Origin of the sequence: Guyparkeria halophila, from assembly GCF_034479635.1 — a bacterium.
GTDB lineage: Bacteria > Pseudomonadota > Gammaproteobacteria > Halothiobacillales > Halothiobacillaceae > Guyparkeria > Guyparkeria halophila.
Genome location: NZ_CP140153.1, coordinates 202,493 through 220,415 on the forward strand (window position 1 = coordinate 202,493; position 17,923 = coordinate 220,415).

At 65.7% G+C, this 17,923-nt stretch carries 18 protein-coding genes; 12 read left to right on the plus strand and 6 right to left on the minus strand.

Going from position 1 to position 17,923, the window contains the following annotated elements; all coding sequences use genetic code 11:
* Window positions 1-42: 42 nt before the first annotated feature.
* Window positions 43-519: a DsrE family protein gene (locus SR882_RS00930; protein ID WP_322521482.1), complete on the minus strand. Its 477-nt coding sequence runs from the start codon at window positions 517-519 to the stop codon at window positions 43-45.
* A gap of 411 nt (window positions 520-930) precedes the next feature.
* Between SR882_RS00930 and SR882_RS00935 the strand changes: the two genes are divergently transcribed.
* Entirely contained in the window at window positions 931-1,788 is an 858-nt protein-coding gene (locus SR882_RS00935; protein WP_322521483.1) for a metallophosphoesterase, read from the plus strand.
* A 5-nt stretch (window positions 1,789-1,793) separates the two neighbouring features.
* Window positions 1,794-1,976, plus strand: a complete 183-nt coding sequence (locus SR882_RS00940) for a hypothetical protein (protein ID WP_322521484.1) — start codon at window positions 1,794-1,796, stop codon at window positions 1,974-1,976.
* A gap of 78 nt (window positions 1,977-2,054) precedes the next feature.
* Here SR882_RS00940 and purH read toward each other — a convergent pair whose 3' ends face one another.
* On the minus strand, window positions 2,055-3,617 hold the full coding sequence (gene purH / locus SR882_RS00945; protein WP_322521485.1) for a bifunctional phosphoribosylaminoimidazolecarboxamide formyltransferase/IMP cyclohydrolase: 1,563 nt from the start codon (window positions 3,615-3,617) through the stop codon (window positions 2,055-2,057).
* A gap of 117 nt (window positions 3,618-3,734) precedes the next feature.
* Complete coding sequence (locus SR882_RS00950; protein ID WP_322521486.1) at window positions 3,735-4,592, minus strand: NAD(P)-dependent oxidoreductase; 858 nt, start codon at window positions 4,590-4,592, stop codon at window positions 3,735-3,737.
* Between the two features lie 284 nt (window positions 4,593-4,876).
* Between SR882_RS00950 and dgt the strand changes: the two genes are divergently transcribed.
* Together dgt and yfbR are read left to right on the plus strand one after the other, a co-directional pair.
* Window positions 4,877-6,319 (plus strand): dGTP triphosphohydrolase, encoded by a 1,443-nt coding sequence (gene dgt / locus SR882_RS00955; RefSeq protein WP_322521487.1) that lies wholly within the window; start codon window positions 4,877-4,879, stop codon window positions 6,317-6,319.
* 46 nt (window positions 6,320-6,365) lie between these two features.
* Window positions 6,366-6,992, plus strand: a complete 627-nt coding sequence (yfbR, locus tag SR882_RS00960) for a 5'-deoxynucleotidase (RefSeq protein WP_322521488.1) — start codon at window positions 6,366-6,368, stop codon at window positions 6,990-6,992.
* 43 nt (window positions 6,993-7,035) lie between these two features.
* On the opposite strand, the gene SR882_RS00965 is transcribed toward yfbR, so the two are convergent.
* The 3 genes from SR882_RS00965 to trxB form a co-directional block, all read right to left on the minus strand.
* Window positions 7,036-7,935: a hypothetical protein gene (locus tag SR882_RS00965; RefSeq protein WP_322521489.1), complete on the minus strand. Its 900-nt coding sequence runs from the start codon at window positions 7,933-7,935 to the stop codon at window positions 7,036-7,038.
* On the minus strand, window positions 7,935-8,291 hold the full coding sequence (locus SR882_RS00970; RefSeq protein WP_322521490.1) for a hypothetical protein: 357 nt from the start codon (window positions 8,289-8,291) through the stop codon (window positions 7,935-7,937). The genes SR882_RS00965 and SR882_RS00970 overlap by 1 nt, the downstream gene beginning before the upstream one ends.
* 73 nt (window positions 8,292-8,364) lie before the next feature.
* Window positions 8,365-9,324: a thioredoxin-disulfide reductase gene (trxB, locus tag SR882_RS00975; RefSeq protein WP_322521491.1), complete on the minus strand. Its 960-nt coding sequence runs from the start codon at window positions 9,322-9,324 to the stop codon at window positions 8,365-8,367.
* 209 nt (window positions 9,325-9,533) lie between these two features.
* Between trxB and hemH the strand changes: the two genes are divergently transcribed.
* From hemH to SR882_RS01015, 8 genes are all read left to right on the plus strand, one after another.
* Window positions 9,534-10,646, plus strand: coding sequence for a ferrochelatase (gene hemH, locus SR882_RS00980; RefSeq protein ID WP_322521492.1), 1,113 nt, complete (start codon window positions 9,534-9,536; stop codon window positions 10,644-10,646).
* Between the two features lie 12 nt (window positions 10,647-10,658).
* The gene (locus tag SR882_RS00985) at window positions 10,659-11,435 is read left to right on the plus strand and encodes a competence/damage-inducible protein A (RefSeq protein ID WP_322521493.1); all 777 of its coding nucleotides are present in this window, start codon (window positions 10,659-10,661) and stop codon (window positions 11,433-11,435) included.
* Between the two features lie 247 nt (window positions 11,436-11,682).
* The gene (locus SR882_RS00990) at window positions 11,683-13,089 is read left to right on the plus strand and encodes a DegQ family serine endoprotease (RefSeq protein WP_322521494.1); all 1,407 of its coding nucleotides are present in this window, start codon (window positions 11,683-11,685) and stop codon (window positions 13,087-13,089) included.
* 185 nt (window positions 13,090-13,274) lie between these two features.
* Window positions 13,275-14,042 (plus strand): exodeoxyribonuclease III, encoded by a 768-nt coding sequence (locus SR882_RS00995; protein ID WP_322522370.1) that lies wholly within the window; start codon window positions 13,275-13,277, stop codon window positions 14,040-14,042.
* A gap of 95 nt (window positions 14,043-14,137) precedes the next feature.
* Complete coding sequence (locus tag SR882_RS01000; RefSeq protein WP_322521495.1) at window positions 14,138-14,596, plus strand: outer membrane lipoprotein; 459 nt, start codon at window positions 14,138-14,140, stop codon at window positions 14,594-14,596.
* Between the two features lie 33 nt (window positions 14,597-14,629).
* Window positions 14,630-15,262 carry a guanylate kinase gene (gmk, locus tag SR882_RS01005; protein ID WP_322521496.1) on the plus strand — a complete coding sequence of 211 codons (633 nt, stop codon included), beginning with the start codon at window positions 14,630-14,632 and terminating at the stop codon, window positions 15,260-15,262.
* A gap of 117 nt (window positions 15,263-15,379) precedes the next feature.
* Complete coding sequence (gene rpoZ, locus SR882_RS01010; RefSeq protein ID WP_322521497.1) at window positions 15,380-15,706, plus strand: DNA-directed RNA polymerase subunit omega; 327 nt, start codon at window positions 15,380-15,382, stop codon at window positions 15,704-15,706.
* A gap of 25 nt (window positions 15,707-15,731) precedes the next feature.
* Window positions 15,732-17,912: a RelA/SpoT family protein gene (locus SR882_RS01015; RefSeq protein ID WP_322521498.1), complete on the plus strand. Its 2,181-nt coding sequence runs from the start codon at window positions 15,732-15,734 to the stop codon at window positions 17,910-17,912.
* The last annotated feature ends 11 nt before the right edge of the window (window positions 17,913-17,923 follow it).

Here is a 17,923-nt window from a genome sequence, read left to right on the forward strand (position 1 = left end):
CCTCGAAAGGGTACCGGGGCGCCTTGCGCGAGAGGTCCTGCCTTACGGACGAACCAGCACGTAACCGGCGTCGACCAGGTCGAGGATGCGGGCAATGCCGGCCTCGACCGGCTGGGCGGCCGAGTTCATCTCGGGCTCCTTGCCCAGCTTGCGCGTCGCGCCGGCAATCGAGTTCTTGCAGGCGGAAAAGCGCACGCCTTGATCGGCGAGTGACTGGATGCGCTCGGCGTGATGGTTGTTGGCAAACAGCATGCTGATGCCGGGACCGAAGGCAACCACTTCCACGTCGATCTGGTCCGGGCCACCACGCGCCTTGAGGACGTTGTTGGCGACGTTGAGTACCAGGTTCTGGCGTTGCAGATCGCTTTCGGTGATCTGCAGGACCAGGTGTTCCTGGGCCAACGTACTACCGCCGACCTGCTTGATCTTTTCCATATCGGCGGCATGCACGGCACTGCCGAAGGAAAACGCTGCGAGCAGCATCAGCCACGCGGCCGGGAACAGGGAACGAACTTTCATGAAAATCCTCCTTGAGTGGTTTTCGTGGTTTTCTAATTGTCACGGGTGTGAATTGCATCCCGTCGATCAGCATACGCCCGAGCAAACGGAATCGCAGCCCTTTAGTCGGTTAATTATCAAATGGGGTATCAACGAATCTTGGGGCAAAATCGATCGCGAGGTGGGCTTTTTTGCGATGCGGCACGCAGCCCAAGGTCCCGTTGGCCAAGCTGTTGACCTGACGCTATTTTTTAGCGAACATATCGATTATTCGATCGGTGGGCTCTCTGCCTGCCCCGTCCCCGCGTGGCTGCGACGTTGCCCAGCTCGTTGCCGATTTGTGTCCGGACGGACCGTCGACCCAATCCAATCTTCATGGCATGCCAGACGACCCGTCGCATGCCGTGGCGCAGGCGTTGTTGCTCAGATTACATGACGTTATTCAAACAGCTTTTGAAGAACCCGCGGGGTCGGGATTTCATCGTCGGCGATCTGCACGGCAGTCGGCCGCTGCTGGAAAAGATCCTCGCCAAGCACGACTTTTCCCCCGAGCGGGATCGTGTCATTGCCGTGGGGGATCTGATCGATTTCGGCGAGGATTCGCTGGGCACGCTGCGCCTGCTGGGCGAGCCCTGGTTTTTCTCGGTGGCCGGCAACCACGAGCGGGTGATCGCCAATCATCGCGACGCGCTCGCCGAACGATGCCTGACCAAGAGCCAGCGCGCCGACCTCAAGGCGATGGGCTCGGCTTGGCTACTGGAGCCCTACGACAAGCTCAACGACGACAAGTGGGACGACCTGATCACCGAGGTGATGAACCTGATCAGCCAGATGCCGTTGATGATCCAGGTCGGCAATGGACCGGCGGCCGTCGGGGTGGTGCACGCCGAGTTGCCGCTATGGGACTGGGACCAGAACATCGCCCGGCTCGAGCGGGTCAAGAAGCTCAGCTACTGGGGCTCGGCAAAGGCCGATCCGCAGCTCGACACGATGCTCTGGGGGCGCTCGCAGGTCCACGAGGTGCTTGACGGACGCCGCCCGGAACGCAGCGTGCGCGGTATCGACTGGGTCATCGCCGGGCACACGATTACCGGCCAGCCGGTGCGTGACGGCAATCGCCTCTGGATCGATTGCGGCGCCTGGGACGAACGCCCCGGTCGGGGACTGACGCTGGTCGAGGTGGGTGACACCCTGGCCGTGAGCGCGCACTACCACGATCCCAGTGTGCGGACCCACCGGTTCGTGCGCCGCGGGCATCACTTCCATTCCGTGATTGACGCGACCGGCTGATCCCCATGTCTGATCTCGATCGTTTTTCTCTGACGGACCTGCGTCGCCTGATCGACGTGGCGCGCGCGGAACTCGACCGCCGCGACAGCGAACCGGTTGACGAACAGACGGCGCTCAAGTCGCTGGAGTTGGAGCTCAAGCGACATCATCGGCGCAAGAACGAGGATCGCTTCGACCCCTTTGCCTGATCCCACGACGGAACCGATCCCCATGAAAAAGGCCCTTCAATCGAAGGGCCTTTTCGTGTCCGGACCGCCAAGCCGTGCTCAGTGGCGGAAGTGGCGCATGCCGGTGAACACCATCGCGATGCCGTGCTCGTCGGCCGCGTCGATCACCTCCTGATCGCGCATCGAGCCGCCCGGCTGAATCACCGCCTTGATGCCCGCCGTGGCGGCGGCGTCGATGCCGTCGCGGAACGGGAAGAAGGCATCCGAGGCCATCACCGAACCCTCGACCGGCAGACCGGCGTCGGCGGCCTTGATGCCGGCAATGCGGGCCGAGTAGACGCGGCTCATCTGTCCGGCACCCACGCCGATGGTCTGCTGGCCGCTGGCATAGACGATCGCGTTCGACTTGACGAACTTGCCCACCTGCCAGGCGAACAGCAGGTCGCGGATCTCGTCCTCGTCCGGCGCGCGCTTGGTGACGATCTTCAGGTCATTCGCGCCGACCACGCCGTGGTCGAAGTCTTGTACCAGCAGGCCGCCGCCGATGCGCTTGAAGTCCATGCCCGGCGCAGGCTTGACCGACCAGTCGTCGATTGCCAGCGCACGGACGTTGGGCTTGGCGGCGAGTTCGGAAGCCGCCTCGGTACCGATCTCGGGGGCGATGATCACCTCGACGAACTGGCGCTCGACAATGCTGCGCGCGGTGTGCGCATCCAGCGGCCGGTTGAAGGCGATAATGCCGCCGAAGGCCGAGGTCGGGTCGGTCGCGAAGGCGCGGTCGTAGGCGGTGGTGATGTCGTCGCCGGTGGCCACGCCGCAGGGGTTGGCGTGCTTGACGATCACGCAGGCGGGGCGATCGAACTGCTTGACGCACTCGAGCGCGGCATCGGCATCGGCGAGGTTGTTGAAGGACAATGGCTTGCCCTGGACGATCCGAGCGCGGGCCAGTGTGCCCGGGGCGGCGTCCGGCTCGACGTAGAAGGCCGCGTTCTGATGCGGGTTCTCGCCGTAGCGCAGGTCCATCGACTTGTTCAGGGGCAGGTGCCAGGTGGGCGCGAACTCGCTGTCCTCGAACTGGCGGCCGAGGTAGTCGGCGATCATGCCGTCGTACTGGGCGGTGTGGCTGAAGGCCGCCGAGGCCAGGCGCTGGCGCGTGGCCATCGAGACGCCGTCGCCGTTGATCTCCTCGAGCACCGTCTCGTAGTCGGCCGGGTTGACCACGATGGCCACGTCGTTGTGGTTCTTGGCCGCCGCGCGGACCATCGCCGGGCCGCCGATGTCGATGTTCTCGATCGCCGTGGGCAGGTCGCAGTCGGGGTCGGCCACGGTGCGGGCGAACGGGTAGAGATTGACCACCACGAGATCGATCGGGGTGATGCCGTGAGTGGCCATCACCTCGTCGTCGGTGCCGCGACGGCCGAGGATGCCGCCGTGGATCAGCGGGTTGAGCGTCTTGACCCGCCCGGCCATGATCTCCGGGAACCCGGTGACGTCACTGACCTCGCGGACGGGTATGTCGTTCTCGCGCAGCAGGCGGGCGGTGCCGCCGGTGGATAGCAGTTCCACGCCGGCGGCGTGAAGACCCTGGGCCAGGCCCAGGATCCCGGTCTTGTCGGAAACGCTCAGCAGGGCGCGGCGCGGCTTGACGGCATGATGGCTCATGGGGATATCCGTGTTCTCAGCGATGGGTTCGACGCACAAACCGCCCCCAGGGAGATTCCCCGGGGTGGTGCGCAAACCGCGCATTGTACCCGCTTGGTCTGGAGGTGTTTAGGGCGATCAGTGTGCCGTGTCGTGGCGGACGATGTTCTCGTAGAGGGAGGAGTAATCGTGGTTGCCGTGGCCGGCGTAGATGCCTTCCTCGAGCACGTGCTGCAGGCCGATCAGCAGGTGGGTGTCGATGTCCTGTCCGGCGGCGCTTTGCGTGAACAGGCGGATGTCCTTGAGCAGGTGCTTGAGCGGGAAATTGGCCTTGTCGAATGAGTGATCGAGCATGTTGCCGAGCTTCTTGTCGAAGGTCGGCGCGTAGAGGGCCGATTCGCGCAGGGTCGCCATGAACCGGTCGACGTCGACCCCTTCGCGCTGGACCAGCCCGAGGCTCATCGAGAAGGCGGCGGTCAGTGAGCCGATCAGCTGATTGAAGGCGAGCTTGGCGGCGGCGCCACTGCGCACCGCCCCGAAATGGGTCGGCGTGCCCAGCGCCCGCAGGAGCGAGTCGAGGCGTTCGATCAGCGCCTCGGAGCCACCCAGCAGCAACTGCAGGGTGCCGCTTTGCGCCTGCGGGATGGAACCGAGCACGGGGGCCTCGAGGTAGTCGCCGCCGAGCGCCTCGACCCGCCGCGCGATTTCGGCGGATTCCGACGGGGCGATGGTCGAGCTGTTGATCACGACGTGGTCACGGATGCCGGCCTCGCCCAACTGGTCGATCACCTCGCGGCAGGCGGCGTAGTCGCTGACCATCATCCAAAGAACCTCCGTCCGATCGGCAAGATCGGTCAGGCTTGCGGCGACGGGGATGTCCTCGATCTCGCGTGGGTGGCGGTTAAAGCCGGTCACCGCCCAGCCAGCCTGTGCGAGACGGCGGGCCATGGCGGTTCCCATCAGCCCCAGGCCGATCACTCCGATCGTGGTGTTCATGAAGGTGCCCTCTCCGATGTTCTGTCCTGCGGACGTTCTATCGCCACAATCGCGCGGGGCACGTTCCGTCGTCTGGTGGATTGCGGCGGGTATAGGGTTATGCTTGCGCCAGCGGTCGTTCGTTTCCCTGTCGCCACTGGTGGAATAGCGAGCCTGCGGGGCCTTTTTTCGTGTCGTTATCGGCCCGTTTCGGCTTTAGGAGGCTAGCAGAACCCGGTGCTGATTTCCGGGACCGACGACCCTGTGTTCCGACCATTCCCTGGCCACTCCTTCAAGGAATCGTGATGAGGCAGGATCTCGACAGCCACTGGCGCCGCTGGCTCAACCCCGACCGCCGCCGTCCTCGCAGCGGGCAGGGCAACCTCCTGCCGACCGCGCCGGCACAAACGCGCACGGCGATCGAACGCGACTACGACCGGGTGCTGTTTTCCACCCCGGTACGACGTATGGCCGACAAGACGCAGGTCTTCCCGCTGGACCGATCCGACAGCGTGCGTACCCGGCTGACCCATTCCCACGAGGTGGCCAACTTGGCCCGCTCGGTGGGTATCGATCTCGTTTTCCACCACGGCGTGGCCGCGGGCTTGCCCGAGGCGCTGCGCGATATCCCCGCCCTGCTCGCCACCATCGGCCTCGCCCATGATCTCGGCAATCCGCCGTTCGGTCACCAGGGCGAGGACGCGATCGCGCGCTGGTTCGAGATCAATCGCGGCGACGTGCTGGATGCCGAACCGACGTTGAGCCCGGCGATGAAGCAGGATTTCCTGCGTTTCGAGGGCAACGCCCAGACCCTGCGCCTGCTGACCAAACTGCAGCTGATCAACGACGATTACGGCCTGAATCTGACGGTGGCGAGCCTGGCCGCGTTGGTGAAATACCCGGCGGCCAGTGACGAGATCGACCGGTCGCGCGTCACCCACAAGAAACATGGCTACTTCCAGTCCGAGCGGGCGCTGATGGACGAGGTCTGGGCGGGTACGGGGCTGGCCCCCGGGCAGCGCCACCCGCTGACCTGGATCATGGAGGCCTGCGACGACATCGCCTACTCCGTGCTGGATGCCGAGGACGCGGTCAAGAAGGGCCTGTTGTCGTTTTCCGATACCATCGCCTTCCTGCGCCACGAGGCACCGGACGACCCGGTGGTCAGCGCGGTCTGTGACGCGGCGGCCGCCGAGCACAAGGCCTACCGCCAGGAGCGGCTATCGCCCGACGAGCTCAACGACATCTCGATGCAGACCTTCCGCATCCGTGCGATCGGCGCGCTGATGGAGGCGATTGGCGAGGTGTTCATCGACTCCCTGCCGGCGATGGCCGAGGGGCGTTTCGAGCGCGAACTGGTGGATGCCTCGCGCGGCGGGCGCCTACTGGCCGCCCTGAAGGCCTGCAACTGGCAGCACGCCTACCGGCACAAGTCGGTGCTGCGCGTCGAGCTGACCGGCCTGAGGGTGATCCATGGCCTGATGGACGCCTTCTGGTACGCGATCACCCGCCGCGAGGACCCCGACGACCCGGCCAGCCAGCGGTCCACGCCGCTAGCCGGGTATATCTACCAGCGCATCTCGGAGAATTACCGGCGGGTGTTCGAGTCGCCGGGCAACCCGATGCCGATCCGCTATCGCGAGGCGCAACTGCTGACCGACATGATCTCCGGGATGACCGACAGCTTTGCTGTCAGCCTGTTCGAGGAATTCCGCGAGGTGGGTTTCCGCCCGACCACGCAGGCCTGAGACCGCCACCCATCTTTCCATCAAGACGCCCGTTATCAGGAGCCCGATGAGCGATTCCGAGCAAAGCCCCGAGAAGAGCCCCGAGAAAAGCCACTTCTTCGCCTATCTCTCGCGGATGAAGTACATCTACCGTTGGGGATTGATGCGCAACACGCGCAGCGAGAACGTCCAGGAACACAGCCTGCAGGTGGCGATGATCGCCCACGCGCTGGCGGTGATCGGCAACCAGGAGTTCGGCGAGGACAACGACGTCGGCCGGGTGGTCAGCGTCGCGCTCTATCACGATGCCTCGGAGATCATCACCGGCGACCTGCCCACCCCGGTGAAGTACTTCCGCGAAGACATCCGCGATTCCTACAAGGCCCTCGAGGCGCATGCCGAGCGCAAGATCATCGGCCTGCTGCCCGAATCCTTGCAGGAGTCGTTTGCCGAGGTGATCGAGAGCGCGCGGATCGAGCCGGACGTGCTGCGCCTGGTCAAGGCCGCCGATTCGCTATCGGCCTACCTCAAGTGCATCGAGGAGCGAGCCGCGGGCAACCAGGAATTCCGCCGCGCCGAGGAGTTCCTGCACGGCAAGCTCGACGAGATGACCGACCTGCCGGCCGTGGCCTTCTTCCGGCAGCAATTCGTCGATGCCTTCGAGTTGACCCTCGACGACCTGAGCCACGACTGACCCGACGCGATAGCGGGTCACCCAGGTCCGTAGGCTGGCGCGATCAGCTCGAGTGGGCAGTCGATTCGCGCTCGTCCGACTCGCTGGCGGCGTCCGCCGTCTCGTCGGCGTAGAAGGTCCGCCGCGAGATCTGGCAGAAGGCGCCCTGGCGCTTGATGAAGTGGATCGAGCCGGCGACCACCAGCCCGCCGATTACCAGTAGCAACAGGCTGCTCTGCACGTAGCCGAGCGTCACGATCGCCACGCCCACCAGGCCGACGTGGCGCGCCTGGATGCGCAGCAGGTCCTCGTGCGGCTGCGACAGGGCCGCCAGGGCCGCCCACTCGATCGCCAGCACGATCAGCAGCACCAGCGGCGCCGTGGCGACCTTGGGATAGGCGATCGCGATCACGCCCAGCACGCCGATGATGGCCAGTACCGCCCATTGGGCGAGCCGCTGGTTGCGTGAGCCCCGGTTGGAAGCGCGCAGCGTGCCCTTGAGGCGCAGCCAGTGGATCAGCCCGGTAATGCCGGTCCAGACCCCGATGAAGATACCCAGCACGGCCGCCAGGCGCAGATCCCAGGCGCCGACGTAGCGGGTGGTCTGCTCCCAGCCGATCACGCCCAGCAGGCTGATGGTGATACCGCTGCCAATCAGCACGATCGCCGCGCCGCGCACCAGGTCGATCAGGCGGGTATCGTGATCGCGACTGGCCCGATACCACGGCGCGGCGGCCACCCCGAAGGCCAGCGCGGCGATCGCGAGCCATGCCTTCCAGCCCATGCCGGGCAGGTCGCCGGCCGCCCCGGGGAAGAGCGCGCCGGCAAGCACGATCAGGATCGCCAACGGCAGGGCCCACATCCAGACCCGCCGGCGTCCCGGGTGGGTCAGTGCCGACAGCGTGATCAGCACCAGACCGAGCGCGAACCAGCCGGCGTTGTCGATCATCAGTCCGATGCCCATCACGACACCTCCTTGCTGGCCCGTTCATGGGCGAACTGCTGTTCGCGGTCCTCCTCGTCGAGCAGGTCCTGTTCGTCCGGCTCATCCGCCGGTTCGGCATGCACCTCCTGGCGCAACAGCAGGAATGCCGTCGCCGCCGACTGGGCGCCGAAGAACACCGCGATGGTCGACAGCACCAGCTCGAGCGCACTCTGCGAGGTCAGCAGCGCGCTGACGGCCGCGACCACCAGGAACCCGGCCAGCGTGGTCACGATCAGCAGGCCACGGCCGCAATGTTCCCGTTCGGCCCGCAGTGCGCCGGTCAGGCCAAGCGCCAGCGCCAGTAGCACCACGTAGGCGGCGATGGTTGGATCCATGTCGGTGTTCCTTCGGTCGTGGTCGTGATGGCCGATCGTCCGATCGGCCGAATGAAGCGATGGTCAGTCGGGATCAGTCGTCCAGCTTTTCCAGGAACGCCTTGGCGTCGAGGGCGGCCATGCAGCCGGTGCCCGCCGAGGTGATCGCCTGGCGGTAGACGTGGTCCATGACGTCACCGGCGGCGAACACGCCGTCGACCGAGGTCGCGGTGGCGTTGCCGTTGGTGCCGCTCTTGACGCTGATATAGCCGCCCGGCATGTCGAGCTGGCCCTCGAAGATGCCGGTGTTGGGCGAGTGGCCAATGGCGATGAACACGCCGGAGAGCTCGAGATCGGTGGTCTCGCCGTCCTTGTTCTTGATGCGCAGGCCGTTGACGCCCATCTGGTCGCCGAGCACCTCGTCGACCTCGTGATCCCAGTGGATCTCGACGTTGCCGTCCTCGGCCTTCTTCATCAGCCGGTCGATCAGGATGTCCTCGGCGCGGAAGCGGTCACGGCGATGCACCACGTGGACCTTGGCGGCGATATTGGCGAGATACAGCGCCTCCTCGACCGCGGTGTTGCCGCCGCCGACCACGGCGACCGTCTGGTTCTTGTAGAAGAAGCCGTCGCAGGTCGCGCAGGCCGACACGCCCTTGCCACGGAAGGCCTGCTCGGACTCGATGCCGAGATAGCGGGCCGAGGCGCCGGTGGCGATGATCAGGGCATCGCAGGTGTAGGTGCCCTGGTCGCCGGTAAGCGTGAACGGACGCTCGTCGAGCTTGGTGGTGTGGATGTGATCGAAGAGGATCTCGGTGTCGAATTTCTCGGCGTGCGCCTTCATGCGATCCATCAGTGCCGGGCCGGTCAGATCGTCGGGATCACCCGGCCAGTTCTCCACCTCGGTGGTGGTGGTCAGCTGACCGCCCATCTCCATGCCGGTGATCAGCACCGGGTCAAGGTTGGCCCGGGCCGCGTAGACCGCGGCGCTGTAGCCGGCGGGGCCGGAACCGAGGATGAGCAGTTTGCTGTGGCGGGTGTTGCTGTCGGCCATGGTGTGGGAGCGCTCCTGAAATGATTGATTGTGATGCGTCGCCGAGGGGTAACGGCGGCGCCCGGATCGGTGAGCGACCACGCGATCCGGCAATAGGTGACTCGTTTGCCTAGAATGACCCGGTATTCGGGTTCGGCGACGTCTTGCGAGGTGTCAGCCGGGCACGACCAGACTGTAGGATACTCGTCGAAAATTGTTGAGGCCATCGAATGAATTACCAAGGTGAACCGGACTACAAGCACGGCAGTGCGGAACGACTGGGGGTGCTGCTGCTGAATCTCGGTACGCCGGATGCGCCGGAGGCGCCGGCGCTGCGCCGTTACCTGGCGCAGTTCCTCTCCGATCCGCGCGTGATCGAGCTGCCCAAGTGGAAGTGGTGGCCGATCCTGCACGGCATCGTGCTGCGCACCCGCCCGGCGAAGTCCGCCGAGGCCTATCGCTCGGTCTGGGATCACCATGGCGAAGGCTCGCCGCTGCTGACGATCGCACGAGCGCAGCAGAAAGGCCTGCAGGAACGCTTGAGCGAGCAGATGGCCGGCCCGGTGACCGTGGCGCTCGGGATGCGCTACGGCAACCCGTCGGTGCCCTCGGCCCTGCACGAGCTGCGCGAAGCGGGCGCTCGCCGCGTGGTCGTGTTGCCGCTCTACCCGCAGTACGCCGGGGCGACCACCGCCTCGACCTTGGATGCGGTGTTCGACGAGTTCATGCACTGGCGCTGGGTGCCCGAGCTGCGCACCATCAACCAGTACCACCGCGACCCGGGGTACCTCGACGCGCTGGCCGCGAGCATCCAGGAACACATCGACGAGCACGGCAAGCCCGACAAGCTGATCATGAGCTACCACGGCGAGCCCAAGCGCTACCTGCTCAATGGCGACCCGTACCACTGCCACTGCTACGTCACCTCGCGCCTGGTCGCCGAGCGTCTCGGCCTGTCCGAGGACGACTACATGGTCACCTTCCAGTCGCGCTTCGGCCCCGAGGAATGGCTCAAGCCCTACACCGACGAGACCTTGAAGGCCTTGCCCGGCCAGGGCGTCAAGCACATCGCGGTGATTTGCCCGGGCTTCTCCGCCGACTGCCTGGAGACCATCGAGGAGATTGGCGACGAGAACCGCGAGTATTTCGAAGAGGCCGGTGGTGAGACCTACCACTACATCCCGGCACTCAACGACCGGGGCGACCACCTCGATGCGCTGGCCCGTCTGGTCCGTCAGCACACCCAGGGCTGGGTCGAGCACAGCGAGTTCGATGCCGTCGAGGACCAGCGCGAGCGCGACCGCGTTCACGCGAATGCCCTGAAGATTGGCGCGAAACAGTAGGGTGCGGTCTGCATGACCGAGGGTCTTGGCAACGGAGCGCTCGCCGGCATCGGCGTGGTGGTGATCGGCGACGAGATCCTCTCCGGTCGCCGGCAGGACCGCCATCTCGCGGCCGTGACCGAGCGTCTGGCGGCACGCGGCCTGGTGGTCGACTGGGCCCAGTTCCTGCCCGACCGCGAGGTCACGATTGTCGACTTGCTGCGACGCAGCCGGGCCGATGGCGCGACCGTGCTCTGCTTCGGCGGAATCGGCGCGACGCCGGATGACCTCACCCGGGGCTGTGCAGCGAACGCCTTCGGGCGGCCACTGGTTCGCCATCCGGAGGCCGCCGCGCTGATCGAATCGCAGTTCGGCCAGGCGGCCTATCCCAAGCGCATCCTGATGGCCGACCTGCCGGAGGGCGCGGAACTGGTGCCCAACCCGGTCAATCGGGTGCCGGGCTTTGCCCTCGAGCGGCATTTCTTCCTGCCCGGCTTCCCGGAGATGGCCCACGCGATGCTCGATCACATCCTCGCCGGCCCGCTGGCCGATCTGGCGGATGCGGGCTACGTGGAGCATTCCCTGTGGCTGGTGGATACCCCGGAGAGCGAGCTGGTCGACCTGATGGAGGCCTTCTGCGCGGCCCACCCGGCGTTGCGTTTGTTCAGTCTGCCGGTGCTCTCGACCGAACGGCGGTTGCTGGAGTTGGGCTTCAAGGGCGAGCGCAGGGAGGTCGATCGGGCCATGACCGCGCTGGGTGCTGCCTTGCATGAACGCGCAATTACGGTGCATGCGCAGCGCCCCGAATGAGGCCGATTCGCCCCTAGCCGGGCAATGAGCCTGCCTTGGGCACGGCGTCTTGATTGCGCACAAACCCGTGAGCCAGAGGCGCCATCGAATCGTGTCGAGTTTCCCTGGGGGGATTGAACTCCATGCGGCCAGCCCTATCTCATCGGTCTGGCCCTTCTCGTTTGGCCGTTTGCTTTGGCCCTTTGCTTTGGCTCGGGGCTTGGCTGTTACCTTTCGCATGATTCCGAACCGGAATAGGAGTTGGTCGATGAAGGCATTCGTGACAACCCGCCCAGCCGCCGCGCTGCTCGCGGTCGCATTCGCCGCGACGATGTTGTTGGCCTCGCCTGCCCAGGCGCAGTACCCCGATTTCGCCAAACTGGCGAAGGACAACGCCCCGGCGGTGGTCAATATCAACACCGTCACCAAGGGGAAGCCGTCCGGTCGTTCGGGGCAGCCGCCGCAGATGCCGAACCTGCCGCCCGGCCCGCTGGGCGACATGTTCCGCGATTTCTTCGAGCAGATGCCGCAGCAGCCGATGCCGCGCTCGCGCCCGGCCCAATCACTGGGCTCGGGTTTCATCATCAGCGAGGACGGCTACGTCATCACCAACGCCCACGTGGTCGGTGGGGCCGACGAGATCAGCGTTCGGCTGAACAACCAGAAGGAGTACCGCGCCGAGTTGATCGGCGAGGATCGCCGTACCGATATCGCCCTGCTGAAGATCGATGCCGAGGATCTGCCCGCCGTGACCATCGGTGATTCCGACGAGGTCGACGTGGGCGAATGGGTGCTGGCCATCGGCGCGCCGTTCGGGCTGGATCATTCGGCCACCCACGGCATCGTCTCGGCGATCGGCCGTGACCTCCCCAACGAGACCTACGTGCCGTTCATCCAGACGGACGCGCCGGTCAACCCGGGCAACTCCGGTGGCCCGCTGATCAACGCCGATGGCGAGGTGATCGGCGTCAACTCGCAGATCTACACCAACTCGGGCGGTTACATGGGGATCTCGTTCGCCATCCCCGTGAACGTCGCCATGAACGTCGCCGAACAACTCAAGGACACCGGCGAGGTGCGTCGCGGCTACCTGGGCGTGATCATCCAGCCGGTCACCGACGAACTGGCCCGCTCGTTCGGTCTGGACGACACCCGCGGCGCCCTGGTCGCCCAGGTCCAGCCGGACACCCCGGCGGCCGAGGCGGGGCTCGAGTCCGGTGACATCATCACCGAATTCAACGGCAAGCCGGTCAAGCGTTCCGGCCAGCTGCCGCGCCTGGTGGGCGCCGCTCCGGTGGGCGAACCGGCCGAAGTGACCGTCATTCGCGACGGCGAGGAAATGCAGTTCGAGGTCGTGCTTTCCGAGCTGGATGCCTCGGCCGCGGCCGGCGGCAGCGCCCTGTCGTCGTACGGATTGGCGGTCGCGCCGTTGGCAAAGGGCGATCGTGGCAGCCTCGGGGTGCGTTACGGCATCGAGATCGAATCGGTCGGCGGCGAGTCGCCGTTTGCCGGGGCGCTCGAGCCGGGTGATGTGCTGCTGGAGGTCAATCGCCGCCCGATGCGCAGCGAGCAGGACCTGGTCGAGGCGCTGTCCACGGCACCGGACAACCGCCCGGTCGCCATTCGCCTGCTGCGCCGCGGGCAACCGTTGTTCCTGGCGGTCGATCTGGACTGAGCGGGCGACCGCTGCCGGAGGAACTTTTCCCCGGCGAGCCGCTCTCATTCAGTGGCTCCTCATGGATGAACCGCTGCCCCGACCCGATGGTCGGGGTTTTTTTGTTGCGTCGACCGTGGCGGCCCTGAATACGCGGCGGTTGGCGACGAGTCATCTTGCTAGAATCCACCCATTTGGGCGAACCGATGCGGGTAATCAGTTTCAACGCCAACGGCATTCGTGCCGCGGCGCGCAAGGGATTCTTCGACTGGCTGGCGACGGCCGATGCCGACCTCGTCTGCATCCAGGAGACCAAGGCCCAGGCCTGGCAGCTGGAAAAGGATCCGACCTTCTGGCCCGAGGGCTACCACTGCCGCTACGTCGATGCCGAGCGCAAGGGCTACAGCGGGGTGGCGATCTACAGCCGAATCCAGCCGGAGGCCGAGATCACGGCAATGGGGCTGGCGGAGTTCGATGCCGAGGGCCGCTACTGCGCCTTCGATCTGGGCGATCTGACCGTTGCTTCTCTGTACCTGCCGTCGGGATCGGCCGGCGATCATCGTCAGGCCTCCAAGGACCGCTTTCTCGAGGCGTTCCTGCCCATGTTGCAGCAGTACCGAGAGCAGGAGCGGTCACTGATCCTCTGTGGCGACTGGAATATCGCCCACCGCGAGATCGACCTGAAGAACTGGCGCGCCAATCGCAACAAGTCCGGATTCCTGCCCTACGAACGGGCGTGGCTCGACCGGGTGTTCGATGACCTGGGCTTCGTCGATGCCCATCGGACCCTCAAGCCCGACGTCGCGGAATACACCTGGTGGTCGAACCGGGCGAATGCCTGGAACAACAACGTCGGCTGGCGGATCGACTACCAGATCGTCACCCCGGATCTCAGCGGCCGGCTGGCGGACGTGCAGGTCTATCGAGACGAGAAGTTCTCCGATCACGCCCCCCTGATCATCGATTACCGCTGATCGATCCCGCGATGGCGGAACCCTCGGGTGCGACGGCAATCTGACTTATACTTTTCTTAGGGTTCCCTTGGGGAAAACCGTTGCGGAGGTTCCACATGAAACATCTCATCACCGTCGTCCTGGCCGTGGCCGGCCTGGCCTTTCTCTCCGGCTGCGCCAGCAGCCTCTCGAGTGATGCCTACTCGCGCGATTCGGCCCGCCAGATGCAGACCGTCTACTACGGCACGGTCCAGAGCATCCGCACGGTGCAGATCGAGGGCACCAAGACGCCCATCGGCACCGGCGCGGGCGCGATTACCGGCGGCATCCTGGGTAACCAGGTCGGCGGTGGCACGGGGCGTGCGCTGGCGACCGTCGGTGGCGCGCTGCTGGGCGGGGTGGCCGGTTCGGCCGCCGAGGAAGGCATCACCCGGCAGACGGGTTACGAGATCAGCGTCCGACTCGACAATGGTCGAACCGTCAGCATCGTGCAGGCCGCCGATGTATCCTTCCAGCCCGGCGAGCGCGTGCGGGTGATCGAGGCGCGTGACGGCACCACCCGCGTGACTCGCTGAGCGACGACGAACGAATAACGAGACGGAGAGACGATGACGGCAACGCCGCGTGGACAGCTATTCGTGATTTCGGCGCCCTCCGGGGCGGGCAAGACCAGCCTGATCAAGGCGTTGCGTGAGCGTCGGCCCGAGCTGGCGCTGTCGGTCTCGCACACCACCCGTCCGCGGCGCGACGGCGAGGTCAACGGCGAGCACTATCACTTCGTCGACATCTCGCAGTTCGAGGTCATGCTGGCCCAGGAGGCCTTCGTCGAGCACGCCAAGGTGTTCGACAACTACTACGGCACCAGCAAGGCGGCGATCAGCGAGGAGCTTGAGCGCGGCCGCGACCTGATCCTCGAGATCGACTGGCAGGGCGCGGCGCAGGTGAAGAAACTGTTCCCCGAGGCCATCTTCATCTTCATCCTGCCGCCCAGCAGCGCCGAGTTGGAGGCCCGCCTGCGCAATCGCGCCTCGGACGACGACGAAGTGATCGCTCGGCGCCTGGCGGAGGCCCGCCGCGAAATGCGCGAGTGCCACTGGTACGACTATCTGGTGATCAACGATGACTTCGAGCAGGCGCTCGATGAGCTCGACGCGCTGTTCACCGCCGCCCGGCTTGAGACCGACCGACAGCACGAACGGCAGCCCGAGCTGATCGCCGATTTGCTGGGCGAGGCCGACTGACCGTAAACTAGTGCCCAGAAACGTCTTTTCGGTCGAGAAGACACCCAACCGCGATACGGCCCGGTCGTCCCCAGGACGGCCGGGCCGTCCAACCTGTATACCGAGGCTAAGACACCAATGGCACGCGTAACCGTAGAAGATTGCCTGGAAAAGATTCCCAACCGTTTCGAGCTGGTGCTGACCGCCGCGAAGCGCGCCCGCCAGATCGAGCACGGCGCCGAGCCGCTGGTGCCGATGGGCAAGGAAAAGCCCACCGTCATCGCCCTGCGCGAGCTGGGCGAGGGCAAGATCGATCGCGCCCGGATCGACGAGATCGAGAAGCAGATCACGCTGTCTCGCTCCGAGATCACCGAGCAGGAGATCCGCGCCGAGCTGGCCCAGTTTGCCGACGAAAGCGCCGAGGGCGCCCGTCCGGCGACGCCGCCGACCAGCGACGAGGCCTGAGCCCCAGGGCCGGGTCGGGGCACCGATGGAGAGCGGACAGACAGGGACGCCGGTCGTCGCCACGACGGCCGAGTCGCACCTGACTGACGTCTTCTTCGCCCCGCTGGCCCAGCACCTGGCCGAGTATCTCGACCAGGCGGACATCGCCCGGATTCGCACCGCGTTCGAGTTCGGCGCCCAGGCGCACGCCGGTCAGACCCGCAAGAGCGGCGAACCCTACATCAGCCACCCGATCGCGGTGGCGCACATCCTCGCGGACCTGCGCATGGACGAGGCCACCATGGTCGCGGCCATCCTGCATGACGTCGTCGAGGACACCGACATCGTCCACGACGAAATCGTCGCCCAGTTCGGCGAGGAAGTCGCCCACCTGGTCGATGGCGTCTCCAAGCTCGCCCAGATCCGCTTCAAGTCGAAGGCCGAGGCGCAGGCGGCGAACTTCCGCAAGATGATGATGGCGATGGTCGAGGACGTACGCGTCATCCTGATCAAGCTCGCCGACCGGTTGCACAACATGCGCACGCTCGGCGTGATGCGCCCGGACAAGCGCCGACGCATCGCGCGCGAGACGCTCGACATCTACACCCCGATCGCCAACCGCCTCGGTCTGAATGCCATCCGGCACGAGCTCGAGGACCTGGGCTTCGCCTCGCTCCACCCGTTGCGTCACCGCATCCTCAGCGAGGCGGTACGCCGCGCGCGCGGCAACCGCAAGGAGATCGTCGCCGGCATACAGGAGCGGTTCGAGCAACGCTTCTCCCACGAGGGCTTGGTCGCCGACAGTCTGGCGCGTGAGAAGCGGCCCTACTCCATCTACCGCAAGATGCAATCCAAGCACCTCTCTTTCAAGGAGGTGTTCGACGTCTTCGCGGTGCGCGTACTGGTGGACACGGTCGACGACTGCTACCGCGCGCTGGGGATCGTGCACAACCTTTACAAGCCACTGCCGGGGCGCTTCAAGGACTACATCGCGATCCCCAAGGCGAATGGCTACCAGTCGCTGCACACTATCCTATTCGGTCCGCACGGCATTCCGCTCGAGGTGCAGATCCGCACCCACGAGATGCACCAGTTCGCCGAGTCCGGCATCGCCGCCCACTGGCTGTACAAGACCCAGGGCGACCGCGGTTCGGTCACCCAGACCCGGGCGCGCGAGTGGTTGCGCGACCTGCTGGAAATCCAGCAGAAGGCCGGCAACCCGCAGGAATTCCTCGAGTCGGTCAAGGTCGACCTGTTCCCCGACGAGGTCTACGTCTTCACCCCGATGGGTGAGATCATCGAGTTGCCGCGGCGGGCCACGGCGGTCGACTTTGCCTACGCGATCCACACCGACGTCGGCAATACCTGCGTGGCCTGCAAGATCGACCGGCGTTTCGCGCCGCTGTCGACGCCGCTGGAGTCCGGCCAGACCGTCGAGGTGATCACCGCCCCGGGGGCAGTGCCCAACCCCAGCTGGCTGTCGTTCGTGGTCACGGCCCGCGCCCGGGCGAACATTCGCGCCTACCTCAAGCACCTGCAGGATGCCGAGGCGATCCGCCTGGGCCACCGATTGCTCACGAAGGCAATGACGGCCGAGGGCTGCGACATCGAAGAGCTCGACGAGCCACGCATCGACAAGATCCTGCGTGAATACCACCAGGAGAGCTTCAACGACCTGTTGCGCGAAATCGGTCTGGGCAATCGCATGGCCCCGCTGGTGGTGCGGCTGCTCAAGGCGGAGGCCGGCAAGCTCGATCCGAACGAGATCCTGGGTGACGGGGGCAACCAGGCGCCGGTCATCATCAGCGGCACCGAGGGGCTGGTGGTCAGTTTCGCCGGCTGCTGTCATCCGGTGCCCGGTGATGCCGTGGTCGGCTTTCTGTCGACCGGGCGCGGCATCGTCGTCCATCGCCAGGGCTGCTCGAATGCCAGCGATGCCGGCGAACACCCCGAACGCTGGCTGGCCGTGGAGTGGGAGGCGCAGCCTACCGGCGAATACCAGTCGCAGATCAGCATCCAGGCCAACAATGTGCGCGGGGGGCTGGCACGTATCGCCGCGGCGGTGTCGGATGCCGGCTCGGACATCGATGACGTGCGCTTCGACGATCGCGACGTGAACCTCACCATCATCGATATCACCGTACGTGTCACCGACCGGATCCATCTGGCCCGGGTGATGCGCTCGATCAAGCAATTGCGTGACGTGGTGCGCGTCTCGCGCCACTGACCTTTCACGGA